15 protein-coding genes are annotated in these 14,497 nt (G+C 57.6%); 4 read left to right on the top strand and 11 right to left on the bottom strand.

The genetic code is table 11. The annotated features are described in order from the left end of the window. Positions 1-11: 11 nt before the first annotated feature. Entirely contained in the window at positions 12-1,124 is a 1,113-nt protein-coding gene (locus BUA65_RS05000) for a YeiH family protein (RefSeq protein WP_072867811.1), read from the bottom strand. Between the two features lie 131 nt (positions 1,125-1,255). After that, entirely contained in the window at positions 1,256-2,614 is a 1,359-nt protein-coding gene (locus tag BUA65_RS04995; protein WP_072867809.1) for a YeiH family protein, read from the bottom strand. A gap of 438 nt (positions 2,615-3,052) precedes the next feature. On the opposite strand from BUA65_RS04995, the gene BUA65_RS04990 reads away from it, so the two are divergent. From BUA65_RS04990 to BUA65_RS04975, 4 genes are all read left to right on the top strand, one after another. Continuing rightward, a complete protein-coding gene (locus BUA65_RS04990; protein WP_072867704.1) occupies positions 3,053-4,690 on the top strand; it encodes a sensor histidine kinase in 1,638 nt (545 codons plus the stop codon). Continuing rightward, positions 4,653-5,267 (top strand): response regulator transcription factor, encoded by a 615-nt coding sequence (locus BUA65_RS04985; protein ID WP_072867702.1) that lies wholly within the window; start codon positions 4,653-4,655, stop codon positions 5,265-5,267. Before BUA65_RS04990 ends, BUA65_RS04985 begins: the two co-directional genes overlap by 38 nt. 100 nt (positions 5,268-5,367) lie before the next feature. Then, a complete protein-coding gene (locus tag BUA65_RS04980; protein ID WP_131821461.1) occupies positions 5,368-6,852 on the top strand; it encodes a PAS domain-containing protein in 1,485 nt (494 codons plus the stop codon). 636 nt (positions 6,853-7,488) lie between these two features. Next, entirely contained in the window at positions 7,489-7,830 is a 342-nt protein-coding gene (locus BUA65_RS04975) for a hypothetical protein (protein WP_072867699.1), read from the top strand. A 37-nt stretch (positions 7,831-7,867) separates the two neighbouring features. On the opposite strand, the gene BUA65_RS04970 is transcribed toward BUA65_RS04975, so the two are convergent. The 9 genes from BUA65_RS04970 to BUA65_RS04925 form a co-directional block, all read right to left on the bottom strand. After that, entirely contained in the window at positions 7,868-8,200 is a 333-nt protein-coding gene (locus tag BUA65_RS04970) for a hypothetical protein (RefSeq protein WP_072867697.1), read from the bottom strand. Next, on the bottom strand, positions 8,187-9,452 hold the full coding sequence (dinB, locus tag BUA65_RS04965; protein ID WP_072867695.1) for a DNA polymerase IV: 1,266 nt from the start codon (positions 9,450-9,452) through the stop codon (positions 8,187-8,189). The genes BUA65_RS04970 and dinB overlap by 14 nt, the downstream gene beginning before the upstream one ends. A gap of 233 nt (positions 9,453-9,685) precedes the next feature. Continuing rightward, positions 9,686-10,282, bottom strand: coding sequence for a LysO family transporter (locus BUA65_RS04960; protein WP_072867693.1), 597 nt, complete (start codon positions 10,280-10,282; stop codon positions 9,686-9,688). After that, a complete protein-coding gene (locus tag BUA65_RS04955) occupies positions 10,279-10,593 on the bottom strand; it encodes a LysO family transporter (RefSeq protein WP_072867691.1) in 315 nt (104 codons plus the stop codon). The genes BUA65_RS04960 and BUA65_RS04955 overlap by 4 nt, the downstream gene beginning before the upstream one ends. 79 nt (positions 10,594-10,672) lie before the next feature. Then, positions 10,673-11,524: a CoB--CoM heterodisulfide reductase iron-sulfur subunit B family protein gene (locus BUA65_RS04950; protein ID WP_072867689.1), complete on the bottom strand. Its 852-nt coding sequence runs from the start codon at positions 11,522-11,524 to the stop codon at positions 10,673-10,675. Positions 11,525-11,592: 68 nt separating this feature from the next. Continuing rightward, on the bottom strand, positions 11,593-12,162 hold the full coding sequence (locus BUA65_RS04945) for a 4Fe-4S dicluster domain-containing protein (RefSeq protein WP_072867687.1): 570 nt from the start codon (positions 12,160-12,162) through the stop codon (positions 11,593-11,595). Between the two features lie 41 nt (positions 12,163-12,203). Then, positions 12,204-13,331, bottom strand: coding sequence for a 4Fe-4S dicluster domain-containing protein (locus tag BUA65_RS04940; RefSeq protein ID WP_072867685.1), 1,128 nt, complete (start codon positions 13,329-13,331; stop codon positions 12,204-12,206). A 37-nt stretch (positions 13,332-13,368) separates the two neighbouring features. Further along, entirely contained in the window at positions 13,369-13,866 is a 498-nt protein-coding gene (locus tag BUA65_RS17605; protein WP_013821346.1) for a hydrogenase iron-sulfur subunit, read from the bottom strand. Between the two features lie 94 nt (positions 13,867-13,960). Next, a partial coding sequence (locus tag BUA65_RS04925; RefSeq protein ID WP_131821460.1) for a 4Fe-4S binding protein occupies positions 13,961-14,497 on the bottom strand: 537 nt, incomplete at its 5' end.

The following is a 14,497-nucleotide window of genomic DNA, read 5'->3' as shown; positions in this document are numbered from 1 at the left end:
CCTTTTCATCTTCAGGGATCCCGCGGTACAAACAGGATCACCACAATCAGGGCCAGCAGGGCCTTTAAAAAAGCAGCCACAGTGCCCACCAAAAGCGGCTTGCTCCCGGCCCGGCGCAATTCGACTAGAGATATACGCATCCCCTGGCCGGCCAGACCGATGGCAAAAAACCAGCTGTACAGGTGCCGGATGATGGTGAGTTCCCTGGAAGGCGGCGACGTAGGCCCCAAAAAGCCAAAGGAAGTGAGCAAAACCATGGTCAAGAATCCCAGCACAAAAACGGGAAATCTACTCCACAGACCGGTATTAATGTTGACTTCGTCCTCACCCGTAAAATAGCGGCTGGCAAACAAGGCCAGGAAAAGCACCACGAAGGGCAGGAAAATTACCCGCGTCAGGTTGTAAATCTCCCCGGTTTTCAGGCTTACCGAAGGATGGGTGACGGTACCGGGGTCAAAGGTGAGGCATACGGCCAGAACCTGGCCGGAATTCATGATGCCCGTGCCGGCCCATACGCCAAACTGGTGGGGGCTCAATCCCAGCAGCGTACCCACAAAGGGAAAGACAAAGAGGCTGATCAAGCCAAAGAACAGGATGGTGGCAATGGAGTACACCACGTCGGTGTTTTTGGCCCTAACCGCCGGGGCGGTAGCCAGGATGGCCGAAACACCGCATACCGCCGTGCCTGCCGCCAGGGTGGCTGCACCGGCCGGGTCCATCCCCACCCTGCTGCCCAACCAGACGGTAAACAGCAACATAAGGACGATAAAGCAGACAATAATGATTACTGCCGCGCTGCCCAGGGCAGCCAGATCCATGACGCTGTAAAGCGAGCCCAGTAAAATAACGCCTATTTTAATGAACAGGCTGGAAGTCCGGATACCTGCCGCCGCCCAGCGAGGTATGCCTAAAAGATTCCCCACCAGCATACCCAGGATAATGGAGATGAGAATGTGATTTAGATGAAGAATATCAATAAAAACCCTCCTGGCCAGGGGGCTGCCGGCGAGAAGACTCTCCAGCCCCGGCCACCAGGGCAATCCCAAATCGCTGCCCCCCCGGGCCAGAAAGGCAATGGCCAGCATGAGCAAAATACCGGGGATAGTTTTGGCGAAAATAATCATCTTGCCCACGAAACCAGCCTCCGGGGAGAAATGGCTAAAATTTATATAAACCTTTTTTAATTTTAGCAAAAGGGAGGGACAAATTAAAGCCCTACCCGACAGGCGGGCAGGGCAAATCGGGAGATACTGCCTTAAATCTTCGCCCAGTAATTCCCGAAGATGAGCACCGACAGAATGTAACCCAGGGGTACGTTTACGGCCACGCCCAGGGTAAAGGCAGCCAGGGGCTTCCAACCGAAGGCGGTCAGCTCCCTGAAGCGGGTGGTAAATCCGATGGAAAGGAAGGTAAAGACGAAGGTCCAGGTGCGCAAAGTCTTTATGGGTCCGATAACCTCGGGGGTGAGCACCTTTTTAAATTCCACCGGTGAAAACTGCATGGCCACAAAGGTCATGATCAGGGAGGCCAGGAAGAAGCCGATGACAAACTTGGGGAAACGCCACCATATTTCCATGGCGTTTACCTTTTCACCCTGTCCGGCGGAGCAGCTGCGCTCCCACACCGTGCAGGCGATAATGGCCATGATCAGCGACCACAGGCCGATCCAGATGTCCCGGCCCACCACCTTCATCAGGGTGAACGACCGGATGGCCGCTTCGTCACCGATGGCCGCAGCCGCTGCAAAACCAGCCGCATCGGCAAATTCGGAAGTACCGATCCAGGCCCCGGCGATGCCGGGCGGCATACCCATAGCCTTAGCCGCCAGGGGCAGAACGATAATCATTATGATGGCCCAGATGACCACCAGGGAAATGCCGATGGAGACGTGTTCCTTTTTGGCCTTGACAGCACCACCAAGGGCAATGCAGGCCGATACGCCGCAGATGGATCCGCCTGCGGCCAGGGTGGCACCGAAGCGCCTGTCCAGGCCGAACAGCCTGGTGGCGGCAAAGAAAATAGTCAGGAAGGTAGCCACCGCCACAATGGTGGCCTGCAGGAAGGCCACCGGACCGGCCTGGATGATCAGGGTAAAGGGCAGCGTGGCACCAAGCAACACAATACCGGTCTTGACGTAAAATTCCGTGCGGAAGGTGGTATCCAGCCATTTGGGCAGTTTGAAGACATTACTGACGATCATGCCCAGCAGCAGGGCTAAAAGAGGCGGCTCCAGGTTCAGGTCGATGGCCGTTTTCCAGGAGCCAACAACCAGGATGACCGTGGAAATAACGAAAAGGATGGTGAAACCGGGAATGAATTCCCCTGCCTTGAAGCCCATGACTGCGCTGCTTATGGTGAAAAGAGCGATAAAGAGTACATAAAGTCCGGCGTACCAGGTCCACTTGGCAGCGAAATGTTTGGAAACTTCACTGAAATCCACCCAGGTAGGCGGCGCCACAGCAATGGGCTTGATGGAACTGCCGGCATAGAAGAAGATCAGGGCGGCCAGCACAACTCCCAGACCCATCCAGATGGCCCAGTAGTCTTCTTTTTTCCAAAGATCGGACCACCCGTGGGGCTGTGGTACTGCAGGTGTACCCGCACCAGCTTTCATTTCGGCAGTTTGTGCATGTCCGTTCAAGTTTTTTCCCTCCCTATAACGATACTCCGCTTTCACGCTTGTGCTCAAAGTCCCTTCAAACTACTACACCTTTTTCCCGCTCCTGCTAAAACACCTCCACATTCTTATGCTCTATATTAGCCAAGCTTATCTTAGTGCACCTTCGCCTCAGGATCAACGACTGCAGGGCAGGAAGAACTGAATGATCAAATAAACGAAGCTTTTCATTCACAAAGGTGAACTTTTTGGTTCATCAAAAGGAGCGTTTTTGCGCTGTCTGCCGTAACGATTCTGGAAAGAGACGCCACATCCAGCACATAACCAGAAGATTCCCGTAGGAATTATACCGGCCCTGCCGTATTCTTATATTGTGCACTCTTCTTGTTTAACGAACGGAAAGGCAACCTGTTATGAGGGTAGAAGGTGAGGCCAGTGAATCAAAAATGGACCGGATGGCCATGGACCGTATTGTTCATCACGATACTGCTGCCGGTTTTGCTGTTAATTTACACAGGCTACACCCTGCCGCAGCAGTTAAGCCAGGTAGAGCTGGAATTTCAGCGCCAAAATGAGCACCAGGAAATAACATCCGGTATTTACCACCTGACCGGTGCCGTACAGGATTATATCTTTTACGGTGATGCACAGGCGTTAAATGATTTCCGTCACTACAGTGCAGAAACCATAAAAAAGGAACTGGAATTTTACAACCTGGTGGAAAAGTCCAGAAAGCAAGATGTAGCGGAATTAATGGCCCTTACCAGGGCCTATATCTCCTTTGTAGAAAATGAGGTCATACCCCGAGGAGTACTTGGACGGGACACCGGCCGTGAACTTTTGCTGTGGCAGCACCGGGACCTGAACCGACAGCTGGCCTACCGGGCCGCTGCCCTGGCCGGGGACGGCGGGCAGAAAAATAAAGACCTGCTGGAACGTACCGTGGCTTTATTGCATAAGGAAGGCCTGCTGATGTTTTTTCTTTCTCTCCTTTCCCTGGGAGCAATACTGTACGCCGGCACGGCGGCCCGGCCCCTGGCGGCCTGGTATTCCTGCCTGCAGGACCTGGTGAGGGACTCTTCCAGGGCCGTGGTCTTTGTGGATCGGAAGGAAAGAGTACAGTATTTAAACCCGGCGGCGGAAAAAATTTTTAATCTTTCCCGTGAAACGGCAGCCGGAAAAAACCTGGGGGACATCCTGCTCCTGTACCCCCGCTGGCAGAAGGTGGCCCAGCCCATTTACCAGGCCCTTTTGCAGGGGGAAGAAACGGCGGACTGCCCGCTGAGCTATAGCCGGGAAGGAGGCCGGCTGCTCTTGACCGTGAACTGCGCCCCGGTCTACCTTTTCGGCAGAACGGCCGGTGCCGTGCTCACCGCCCGGCAGGCGCCCGAACCGAAGGACGGCACCATTCTGCTGGACACCATTGAAAGGGAAAGAAAGCACCTGTCCATTGAAATTCACGACTGGATCGGCCGGTATCTGTCCAGCATCATCCACGGCCTGGACTACGTGCTGCGGGTACACGGTGAAAAGCTGCCGGAAGAGGTGCAAAAGAACCTTTGCCTGCTGCGTACCCAGTGCCAGAATGCGGCCATCGACATGCGAAGCATCATGAACGACATTCACCCCTACCTGATCGAAAAGGTGGGGCTAATCCCGGCCCTGGAATCCTACAGCGCCAATTTCGAACGCCTCCATAACCGCAAGGTTTACATTTTCTATCACCAGCGTTCACTGAGACTGGGCCGGGACAGGGAAATATTCATTTACCGCATTATCCAGGAAGCCCTAACCAATGTGGCCAGGCATTCGGAGGCCACGGAGGTGGACATCCACTTCAACGAAACAGGCGATACCCTGCAGATAGAGATTCTGGACAACGGGGGAATGCGGGAAGTGAAGCCCGTACCCGGGAAAGGATTGTGGGGAATGAAGGAAAGAGCCGGGTTTATCGGGGGGGACCTGGCATACGGCTTTAAGGACGGGGGGTTCTGCGTAACCCTGACCGTACCACTTACTGAAGGGGGGAAAGGCTGTGAAGACGATCGGGATCATGCTGGTGGAAGACCATAACGTTTTCCGGGAGGGCTTGAAAAAGCTAATTGATATGGAAGAAAACATGCAGGTGGTGGCCGAAGCTGATTCCTGCACCACGGCACTGCAGAACATGAGCCCGGAAGTGGACGTGGTCCTGCTTGATATCGGCCTGCCCGACGGTGACGGCCTGGACCTGTGCAAACGCATGACCCAAACCCATCCCCATATAAAATTTGTAGCCCTGACCACTTATGACGACGTGACCTTTATCCGCAAGGCCATGGAGAAGGGCGTACACGGGTTTGTACCCAAATATGCCTTTTTTGATGAAATTCGCTCGGCCATCAATATGGTATACAAGGGCGGGACCTACCTCTACCCGGGGTTGCAGGCGGAACTGCTGTTAAAACCCGATAGCCCCGTGCTGACGGACCAGGAAACCAGCATTCTGCAACTCATTGCCCGGGGCGAAGACCAGAAGGAAGTGGCGGCCAAGCTTTATATCAGCCTTTCCACCCTGCGGCGCCGCATCCGGGGCATCTGCACCAAGCTTGGAGTAAGAACGCTGGAGGAAGCCCTGGCTGCCGCAGCCCGCAGGGGACTGGTAAGGTAGTGCCGGCCTCCTGCGGCATCCCAATCTGCGAGGCAAACCGGGCAAGGGCAGGAGATGAATCATCCGGCAGTTGGCAAAACTGGTAGTGGCGGTGGGTGCTATGAAAAAGTCTCTGACGGTAAACAGTGCCTGGCTGATGTTAATAATGCTCTTCTTCCTGACCGCGATAACCATGGTCTTCATTGTGGAATTCCGTTTTTTAAAAGGCATCATGAACGACTATGAAGAAACCATCCGCCAGGTGGCCGTCAATAAGACAAGCTTTTTCCTCAACGACCTGCGGGGAGTCACCGAAGGAGCAGCCCGGAAACTCAACAGCCGGCCCGACAGGAACGCCGCTTTAAAAGAATTACCTGTTTTCGATCACCGCATTACCGGCGCATACATTCTGGACGACACAGGAAGAGTGGTAGCTCGAACACGGATACCCCCAGGAGACCTGCCACTGGAAAAGTTCCGGTCACAGCCGCCCCGGCAGGGATCCCGGATTCTAGGGGTACATGCCGGTGACGGTGCTCAAACGGTGGTAACCGTGGTCATTCCCCTTGGCAAGGAATGGCTGGCCCTGGATTTCAGCATTGCGGATTTTCAACAGGAGCTTACACAGGAATTCCTGGGTAACACCTGTAAGGTAGCCGTTTTTGCCGGTGGGAAGACTCCCGTAGTGTGGCCCTTTGAAAGGGAATTGCTGGACCAGTTCAGCGGCCGGGAAGAAAAATTCTATGCCAACCAGTTAGCATATGACGTAAATTCCCTGACCATGGGTGATCCCCCTTGGCTGCTGTACTTCTTCCTGCGGGAAAATAACTTCGACACCTACCGCATCATTACCATCATGCTACTGCTCTTTGCCCTCTACTGCTGCCTCTATCAGTTCCTGGTGGAATTGTGGGGGGTGAACAGCGCCCGGACTTACTTCGAAAACATAGATTTCAACATCTTTAACCATGTGCATGAGGGAGTAATCATTTCCAACAACGCCGGGCGGGTGCTCTTCGCCAACCAGGCGGCCCATGAGATTTTCAGCGCAAAAGGACCCTTGAAGGGTGCGAAATTAAAGGATATATTGGGGCATATCGGGGACGTCCCGGGCGAAAGGAACCGTTATGGCACCCTGACCCTGAAAACCGCCGACCGCCTGCTCGAGACCATTCATTCGCCCATTGTGAAAAAGGGCAAGGTGCTGGGGGCGCTGACGGTAATCGGTGCCGGCAGCAAGGAGGAAGAAACCTGCGGCCGGGTCCTGTCCCGCCTCATGGAAGCTCTGCCCCAGGGAGCGGTCTATGTGGACCGCAATCACAGGGTGGTCCACGCCAACCTGATGGCCCGCTGCTACCTGGGCAGCCTGGAGAAGGACATCAGCATAGATGCCGTAGACCCCGAGCTGGCCGGCTTCATTTACCGGAACATGGGCTCCCGGTCCGTGAAAAGGGTGCACCTGGACTCCCGCCACCTGGACGGGGAAGTGATTTTCGTCTACGACGACGAAGGGGTATATGCCGGAACGCTGGTGCTGCTGGAGGCTCCGGAACAGGGGGGTAGCACGGCCTCCACACCGGAGCAAGCGGGAGCCAGAACAAGGTAGCTGGAAAGTGGGGATAACTCAGGGCGTTTGGTTATCAATATGGTACTGTCGCAAAACTAGAAAACGAAACGGGCGGCGGTCGTCCCTTAAGGAGCGACCCAGCACTCACTGGAACACCTCTCTCTTTAGAATAGCCATTGCTCATATACCTCCAACGCTACTTCGAAGAAGTGCTTTACCAGTGAGTGCTGGGCTGGAGGGCCGGATACGAAACACGCCCAGCACTCACAAGAGCTCATAAACCTTCAAAGGCCGTTAACGTAGGCCTGAACGCTGATTACCTGTCAGGTAAGTTATGTCCAGTGAGTGCTGGGCAGAGGTTAGCGAACCGGCAGCGCGAATCGCGCTGGTAATGGTATTGGTAGAATGGCTGAGCTACTTAATAACTATCCCTGAGGAAGAAAGACTATCGGCGCATATACAGCGCTACCAGGTTCGCTCCGAGGCAAGTATGGCAGCGGCATCGGTAGGTTTTATAAAAATCAAACTGTTTCAGTTGCCGCTGCGGAGCAATATGTGTATTTTCTGGAAATTTCTTTTGCGTCCGGGCCGTAGCACGGAGCGACGAGGGACAACCGCCGCCCCGGTAGTTATGCGACAGCATCCAATTATGGTAAGTGCAGGAGATGAGAGATTATGGTGAACTACCGGGTTACGGTGATACTGAAACTTTTGGAAAGAAACTGGCTGCCCGGGGAAGTCCCTCCCCTGGAGAAAATCCAGGGCGCGGGCATGGTCCGGCCGGAAGACGTGCGCCGGCTGGGTGATTTCCTGAAGGAAAGGTTGGAGCGGGTGGCTTCCATGATGGAGCTGTTGCAGGAAAGGGGCTTCTGCTGCCGGGGCACCCGGAAAGCCGTCATCCTGGAAGGCAGCAACCTGGAGGCGTATCAGGTGAAAGAGCTGCTGCAGGAGCACGGGTTTGAACCGCATGAGTACGAGATCAAGCTAGAATACACCCGGCAGTGGGGGATAATGTAGACGAAACGGGCGGGAAAGGTTCACGAATACCGCTGGCTCAATCCTGCTTACCGGTTTGCCTCGCTCCCGCCCGGCCGGGTAAGCTGCGCGGCCGGAACAAGCCGCAGGCGGGGCTGTCCGGCTCGCCACAGGCGAGCACGGCCTGCAATCCCTCCCGGCCAGCCATTTTCAAAATGTCCAGGGCATGGACTTGAAGGGGCACGCGCCTTTCCAGCATGCCGTATTCGGGAAGCCCGGCCACACAGCCCCAGCGCACTTCCTCTCGTCCTTGTATCCTGACCAGAAAACGGCAGTCATTGCAGGTATGCACGGCCTTCTCCCGCATTTCCGGCAGCATAAGCCGGCGGTTCCAAAATTTACTGCCTTCCATATACATCCCCACCTCCATCCCACCTGTCTTGGGGTCCTTTCATAAGAAAAGACGGTGCGGTACGGGGTGGTTCTACATAGAACACCCCCGCCCGGGTGAGGGACACGGCCCGGAAAATGGCCTTTTCCCCGTACCGCTTCTTGATGGTATCGCAGGCCTGCTCCGCCCTTTGCCGCTTCTCTCTTTCACCGAAGAGGGTCAGCTGTTCCGGTAGGCGGGCCGTTAAGCCGCCCAGGGTAAGCCCTACCAGGCGCACCGGCCAGTGGGGGGACCAGTGCTGTTCCAGCAAATCCGCCGCGGCCCGGTAAATATCCCCGGCCAATCTGGTGTGGAAAGGCAGGGATTTCCGGCGGGACAGCCAGTTAAAGCGGGTGTCCTTCAGGGACAGTACCACCGTTTTGCCCGCATATCCCCCCGCCCGGGCCCGCCGGGCCACCCGGTCGGCCAACTCCCACAGTACCACCTTGATCTCCTCGCCCCGGTAATCCCGGGGGAGGGTGATCTGCTGCCCGATGCTCTTCACCTGCTTTAAGCTACCGGGATCCACAGGGCTGTGGTCAATACCCCGGGCGCAGAACCACAGGGTTTCCCCGTAGACGCCGAAACGTCTTTTAAGAACATCCATCGGGAAGTTGGCCAGGTCGCCAATGGTATGTATGTTCAACTTTCTCAGGTGCTCCTCGTAACGGGGGCCTACGCCGAAGAGTTCCCGTACCGGCAGGGGCCACAAGCGCCGGGGTACATCTTCAAAGGTAAGCACGGTAAGGCCATCAGGTTTTTGCAGTTCCGCCGCCATTTTGGCCAGGAGCTTGTTGGGGCCAATCCCCACACTGCAGGTAATGCCCACCTCCTGGCGAATACGCGCCTTCAACCGGCGGGCGATTTCCACTGGGGAACCCAGGAGCTTGTGGCAGCCGGTAACGTCTAAAAAGGCTTCGTCAATGGAAAAAGGCTCCACCAGAGGGGTGAAGTCGTACAGGATACGCAGGATACGGGCGGAAAAGCAAACGTAGAGGTCGTGCTGCGGCCTGATGAAAACTCCTTCGGGACAGGCCAGGCGGGCCTCGGCCACCGTCAGACCGGTCTTCACCCCTTTAGCCCTGGCCTCGTAGCTGGCAGCCAGGACCACGCCGTGGCGTTTGGCCGGATCCCCGGCTACAATCACCGGCTTGCCCCGCAAGCCCGGATCCAGGGCCTGATGGACGCTGGCAAAAAAGGCGTTCATGTCAACCAGCAAAATGGCCCGGGACATAATTAAACCTCCTGCACTGGAACAAGTGTTCTAGATCCATTTTAACTGGAACACCTGTTCCGAGCAAGAGGTAAAATTTCCCGCGCAGTTAACTACATAGGTAGCCATTTCAAAACCTGGTTACCTAAAAGCTGCGGCTTTTTCCCGGCAAAGCCTTGAGGCTCAAAGCTCCCCAAAAGCCGGTGCACCATCCTGCTTAACCCGGACCTGCGCACTGGCCTTTGCCTAAACTTCTACAATTTAATGATCAGGGGTACCAGAACCGGCACCAGGGCTGAAAGAATTGTGCCGCTAACTAGAGCGATGATAGTGGTATCGGCATCGGTAACGCGGGCAATTAAGGGCAAGGTTGTATCCATGGTGGTGGCTCCCCCGGGGGCCACCGCCACCAGTTTTCCCAGCCTGGCCGCCAGAACGGGGATCAGGGCAAAGGCCATGAGCTCCCGGAACACATTGGTTAAAAAGGCCAGCGCCCCCGTTTCCACGTTGTAAATTTTGGCCAGCAGCACCCCGGAAAGGCTGTACCAGCCGAACCCCGCACCGATGGCCCCGGCCTCATGCAAGGGCAGGCCCAGAAACATTCCCCCCAAAACGGCCCCGGACAGGCTCCCCGCCGCCACCAGCAGGGGCAGCAGTAGCGCCCGCAAACCCAGCGCCCCGAGCCGCCTCCAGGCTTCCTTTTGTCTTCCCAGGTCAATCCCGGTACCCACCAGGATCAGGCAAAGTGCCACGGTAGTGACGTTGTCCAGGAAACCCGTCCATGCGTCTGGAATGAGCCAGTGGCCGGCGGCGACCCCCAGGCCGACCGAGGCAATGACCAGCCAGGTCACCCGCTCTCCCTTCCCTTTTTCCCGTCCCCGAAATCAACCGGCAGAAGGCGATTCAACAGCCGGGTGAACAGGTAAACAAGCAACACGCTGCCTGCCACGCTGGCCCCCGCCAGGACCAGGGCACGCAACCCCATGGTATCCAGGCTGCGCAGGACAGCCTCGTTGGCACCCAGCTGCGCCCCCATGGACCCAAGTAACACAAAAAGAGCCGCCAGGGTTGCCTTCTGGACCAGCCTCACCCCGCGAGGAGATAAGGGACAGGCCCAGCCAATGAACACCCCGGCAGCCAGGCTTAACAAAACGAAACCCATCGCGGCCCCCCTTTAGTGTTCTTACTAAACCTTAAGATACTACACCGGGGCAACCGCTGTCCAGAGATGTTTGTCCGGGCTACCCCGCCAGGGAAAACCGCTGCAACAAAGGGAAGGGATCGACCAGGTGTTTTTTCAACCAGCCGGGTGCCTCCCCCAACCCGAAAGCCAGGCCCATTAATTCGGTAAAGTAAAACACGGGGATGTCCTCTTGAGCCGGGCGGCGCATCTCCAGGTTGTTCTGGCACAACGGACAGGCGCTGACCAGGGCGTCAGCCCCGGCTTCCCGGGCGGCGGACAAAAGCCGGGCCACCAGTTGCTCCACCACCTCCGGCCGGGTCAGGGAAAGCCCGGCCCCACAACAGGTGGTTTTATAACACCAGGGAACCGGCTCCGCCCCCAGGGCAGCAGCCAGCTCATCCAGGGAGGTGGGATCCTCGGCCCGGTCAAAGGGACGCACTTCGGGCGGTCGGACTAAAAGGCATCCATAATAGCAGGCTAGCTTTAGACCGGTCAGGGGCCGCCGTACCGTTTGGGCAACCCTTTCCATGCCCACCTGTACCCTGACCACTTCCAGAAAGGAATAAATCTGGATCTCACCGGTGTAGGAAAAACCCGCCAGCATTTCTCCCCGCGCCCTTTCTTCGGGGTCATGCCTCATCTCGTGGTCGGCCTTGGACAGCCGGGTATAACAGGCCGAGCAGGGCACCACCAGGTCCCGCCCCTGCTCCTGGGCCAGGGCGATGTTGTGGGCCGCCAGGCCTAAAGCCAGGTCTTTGTTCACCGCGTGAGCGGAGGAGGAGCCGCAGCAGGTCCAGCCGGGCAGCTCCACCAGCTCCAGCCCCAGGGCCCCGGCCACCGCCCGGGTGGAAAGGTTGTATTCCACCCCGGTGGCCTCCAGGGAACAGCCAGGATAGTAGCTGTATTGCATGATGATGCACCTCTTCCAGAAAACGATCAAAAACGCTTGTCGCCAGGGAGGCACGGCGTTGCCCCTGTTTACCCCTGTCCGCCGGCCCGCTCAAAAATCCGGCGCACCGCCGGGTCTTTTTTCAGCCGCGGCACCAGGGGCAGCTTGCCCCGTCGGAAGAGCTGCCAGCCCAGCTTCATGTCCGCAAAAAGGTTGCCGGTTTTTAACTTGTACTTCAGCATCAACATGGTTTCGTGCACCCGGCCGGCAGCCCGGATTTCGCTTAGAAACAGGTTATGAAACAGGGGGCCGGTCTCACCGGCCGGTGCAATGCCGCGGGCAGCAGCCATTTGTTTTAAAGTGTCCATAACCTCTGCAATACGGATGCCGTTGGGACAGCGCAGGCCGCAGGTTTCACAGGACGTACAAAGCCAAATGGTCCTGCTCCTCAACACCGCGTCCCTGGCCCCGTACTGAATCAGGCGCATAATTTCATTGGGCGTATAGTCACCTTCCTGGGTGGGGTAACAGCCGGAGGCGCATTTCTGGCACTGGAAGCAGAGCTCCAGGGGCTGGCCGCTTAAGCGGGCCACCTCTTCCCGGAACGCCGCATCCACTGTTATTGCCCCTGCCGGAAGGTGGAGAGTGGCCGTAGCCATGAAAACTCACCTCGCATCACTCACATCACCGCCGCCCGGCGTTACCGGGGCTCCAGCTCGTGCTCCTTGTAGGTGGTCAAGGGAGGCGGCTCATCCATGCTGGCACCGGGCACATAGGAGAAGAGGTCCTGCAGCTTTTGCCCGATGGTACGGAAAAGAAGGGTCAGGGGGATCTTGCTGGGACATCCGCTCTCACACTGGCCGCAGCCCACGCAGCTGACGCCCATGTGATGCATGCGCGTCAGGTGATACAGTAGCGTGTTGGTGGGCAGCTCCAGCGCACCCCGGGCCGCCGCCCAGTGCAGGTACCTGGACGGCTCGTGTTCAAACAGGTTGCTGTCAAAAACACACTCCCGGCAGACACAGATGGGACAAACCTCCCGGCAGTTATGGCAGCCCAGGCAGGGGGCCAGTTCATCCAGCAGCCGGTTGACGTCCGCAACCCGTGAAGCAAAATCCCGGCACATTTCCTGCGCCAGCTCCCGGCGCTCTTTTTGCAGGGATTCCACCAGGGACTGCCTGGCCGCCGGCAATTCCCCGGGCACTAAAATGCCGCCGTCAAAGAGAGCGTCCAGGTTAACCCGTTCATCGTCGTAGGCAATGTAGAGCTCCCTGTGAACATCACAGTCCACCCAGTGCAGGGATAAATGGGCACCTGACGGAGATATGGCCTCGCAGATGGCACAGGCCGTTCTAGTTTTCGTGCCGTTCAAGGCCGCCTTGCCGGAGCCGGCCGCCTGCGCCAGCCAGGCGTCGGTATCAAAGCCCGCCCCCGTCAGGTGGTAATAATCGGCCGGCTCAAAGGTGCCCAGGCAATCCGTACCGATGATCAGCACCTGCTCCAGGATAATCTGCTGGAATTTGGCCATTTCCACCAGCGCCCGGATTTCACAGGGACGCAAAACCGCCCCCACTTTCACCCCGGGATCCCGGGAAGTCAGCCTGCTTACGGCCCGGGCAGCATTGATAATAGCCACGGGGGCAAAGGGGTTCGCGCCGGACAGCCCATCCCCGGATACGGCTAGGGCGGGCACCACCATGCGCCGGGAAGGCACTTCCCTGGGAACGATCAGGGCATCCACCACCTGCCGGTCCAGCAGGGCCTGGAAAAAGTTTGCCGCGGCCTGCCGGGGGGAACCGGATTCAACTTTAAGCAAAGCCGTTTTCATAAGCCATCACCTTTTTGCAAGCGACCCATTAACCCCTTCAAATATCCCAGCGGCGGCGCAGGGGGTTGGGCCCCAGTTTTTTCAACTCGTTAACCATTTCCTGGACTGTTTCGGCAAACCGCTTGCCCTCGGAAGCGCTGATGAAACGGAACCACACCCGCTCTTCTCCGATGCCAAACTGTTTTAGGATGGCCCTTAAGGCCGCAAGGCGGCGCCGGGCTTTGTAATTGCCACTACCATAGTGGCAATCTCCCGGGTGTCACCCGCCCACCAGCACGCCGTCGGCCCCGTCCATCAGAGGGCGCAGGATATACAGGGGATCTACCGAACCGGTGCACATAACCCTTACCAGGCGGATGTTGGGCGGGTACTGGATGCGGGAGGTCCCCGCCAGGTCGGCACCAGCGTAGGAGCACCAGTTACACACCAGGCCGACAATTTTAGGCTCGAAGGAAGCCACCACTTTCAGGTCGGGTTCCTGCCGTTCTTGCGAAACCGGGTCCGCTAACGGCGGTTGCGAAAGCATCACGCTCATGGGAAAACCTCCTCAGTTGAATACTTAACGGTGCACGGACTTGGTGCGCCGGTCTTTTAGTAACGGCCTTCGGAAGACCAATTCTCGTGCGTTGTTACACCGCTTCCAGGGCCGCGCTGACCATGGCCAGCAACTGTCCCTTTTCGTAACCCTTCTGCTGGGAAGCGCCGTTGGGACAGGCGGCCACACAGGCCCCGCACCCCTGGCACAGGGCTTCGTTCACATCGGCCACCCGCCGCAAGGGGTCTATGCTCCGGGCCTGGTAGTCACACACCTTAACGCACATGCCGCAGCCCACGCAGAGTTCCTCCTCCACCGTGGCGGTAATGGCCACGTTGGCCAGGCGGTCCCTGGCCAGCAGCGTCACCGCCCGCATGGCCGCCGCATTGGCCTGGGTGATGCTTTCCCCCACCAGCTTGGGCGAGTGGGCCAGGCCGCACAGGTACAACCCTTCCGCCGCAAAGTCCACCGGCCGCAGCTTCATGTGCGCTTCCAAAAAGAACCCGTCGCTGTTCAAAGGCACCTTGAACAGCTGGCTCAGCCTGCCGTTGTCCTCCCCGGGCACCACGCCCGTACTCAAGACCAGCACGTCCGGCTCGATGGCCAGTTCCACCCCCAGAATGTGGTCCAC

Source organism: Desulfofundulus thermosubterraneus DSM 16057, from assembly GCF_900142025.1.
In the GTDB taxonomy this organism is placed as follows: Bacteria; Bacillota; Desulfotomaculia; order Desulfotomaculales; family Desulfovirgulaceae; genus Desulfofundulus; species Desulfofundulus thermosubterraneus.
The sequence above is the reverse complement of the archived record's forward strand: the minus strand, read 5'-3'. Positions and strand labels throughout refer to the sequence as shown.

Coding starts and splice junctions, on each gene's coding strand:
- BUA65_RS04975 (WP_072867699.1), top strand. CDS start 7,489: ATGGTGAACTACCGGGTTACGGTGATACTGAAACTTTTGGAAAGAAAC.
- BUA65_RS04940 (WP_072867685.1), bottom strand. CDS start 13,331: ATGAAAACGGCTTTGCTTAAAGTTGAATCCGGTTCCCCCCGGCAGGCC.
- BUA65_RS04945 (WP_072867687.1), bottom strand. CDS start 12,162: ATGGCTACGGCCACTCTCCACCTTCCGGCAGGGGCAATAACAGTGGAT.
- BUA65_RS04980 (WP_131821461.1), top strand. CDS start 5,368: ATGAAAAAGTCTCTGACGGTAAACAGTGCCTGGCTGATGTTAATAATG.
- BUA65_RS04970 (WP_072867697.1), bottom strand. CDS start 8,200: ATGGAAGGCAGTAAATTTTGGAACCGCCGGCTTATGCTGCCGGAAATG.
- dinB (WP_072867695.1), bottom strand. CDS start 9,452: ATGTCCCGGGCCATTTTGCTGGTTGACATGAACGCCTTTTTTGCCAGC.
- BUA65_RS04950 (WP_072867689.1), bottom strand. CDS start 11,524: ATGCAATACAGCTACTATCCTGGCTGTTCCCTGGAGGCCACCGGGGTG.
- BUA65_RS04995 (WP_072867809.1), bottom strand. CDS start 2,614: ATGAAAGCTGGTGCGGGTACACCTGCAGTACCACAGCCCCACGGGTGG.
- BUA65_RS05000 (WP_072867811.1), bottom strand. CDS start 1,124: ATGATTATTTTCGCCAAAACTATCCCCGGTATTTTGCTCATGCTGGCC.
- BUA65_RS04955 (WP_072867691.1), bottom strand. CDS start 10,593: ATGGGTTTCGTTTTGTTAAGCCTGGCTGCCGGGGTGTTCATTGGCTGG.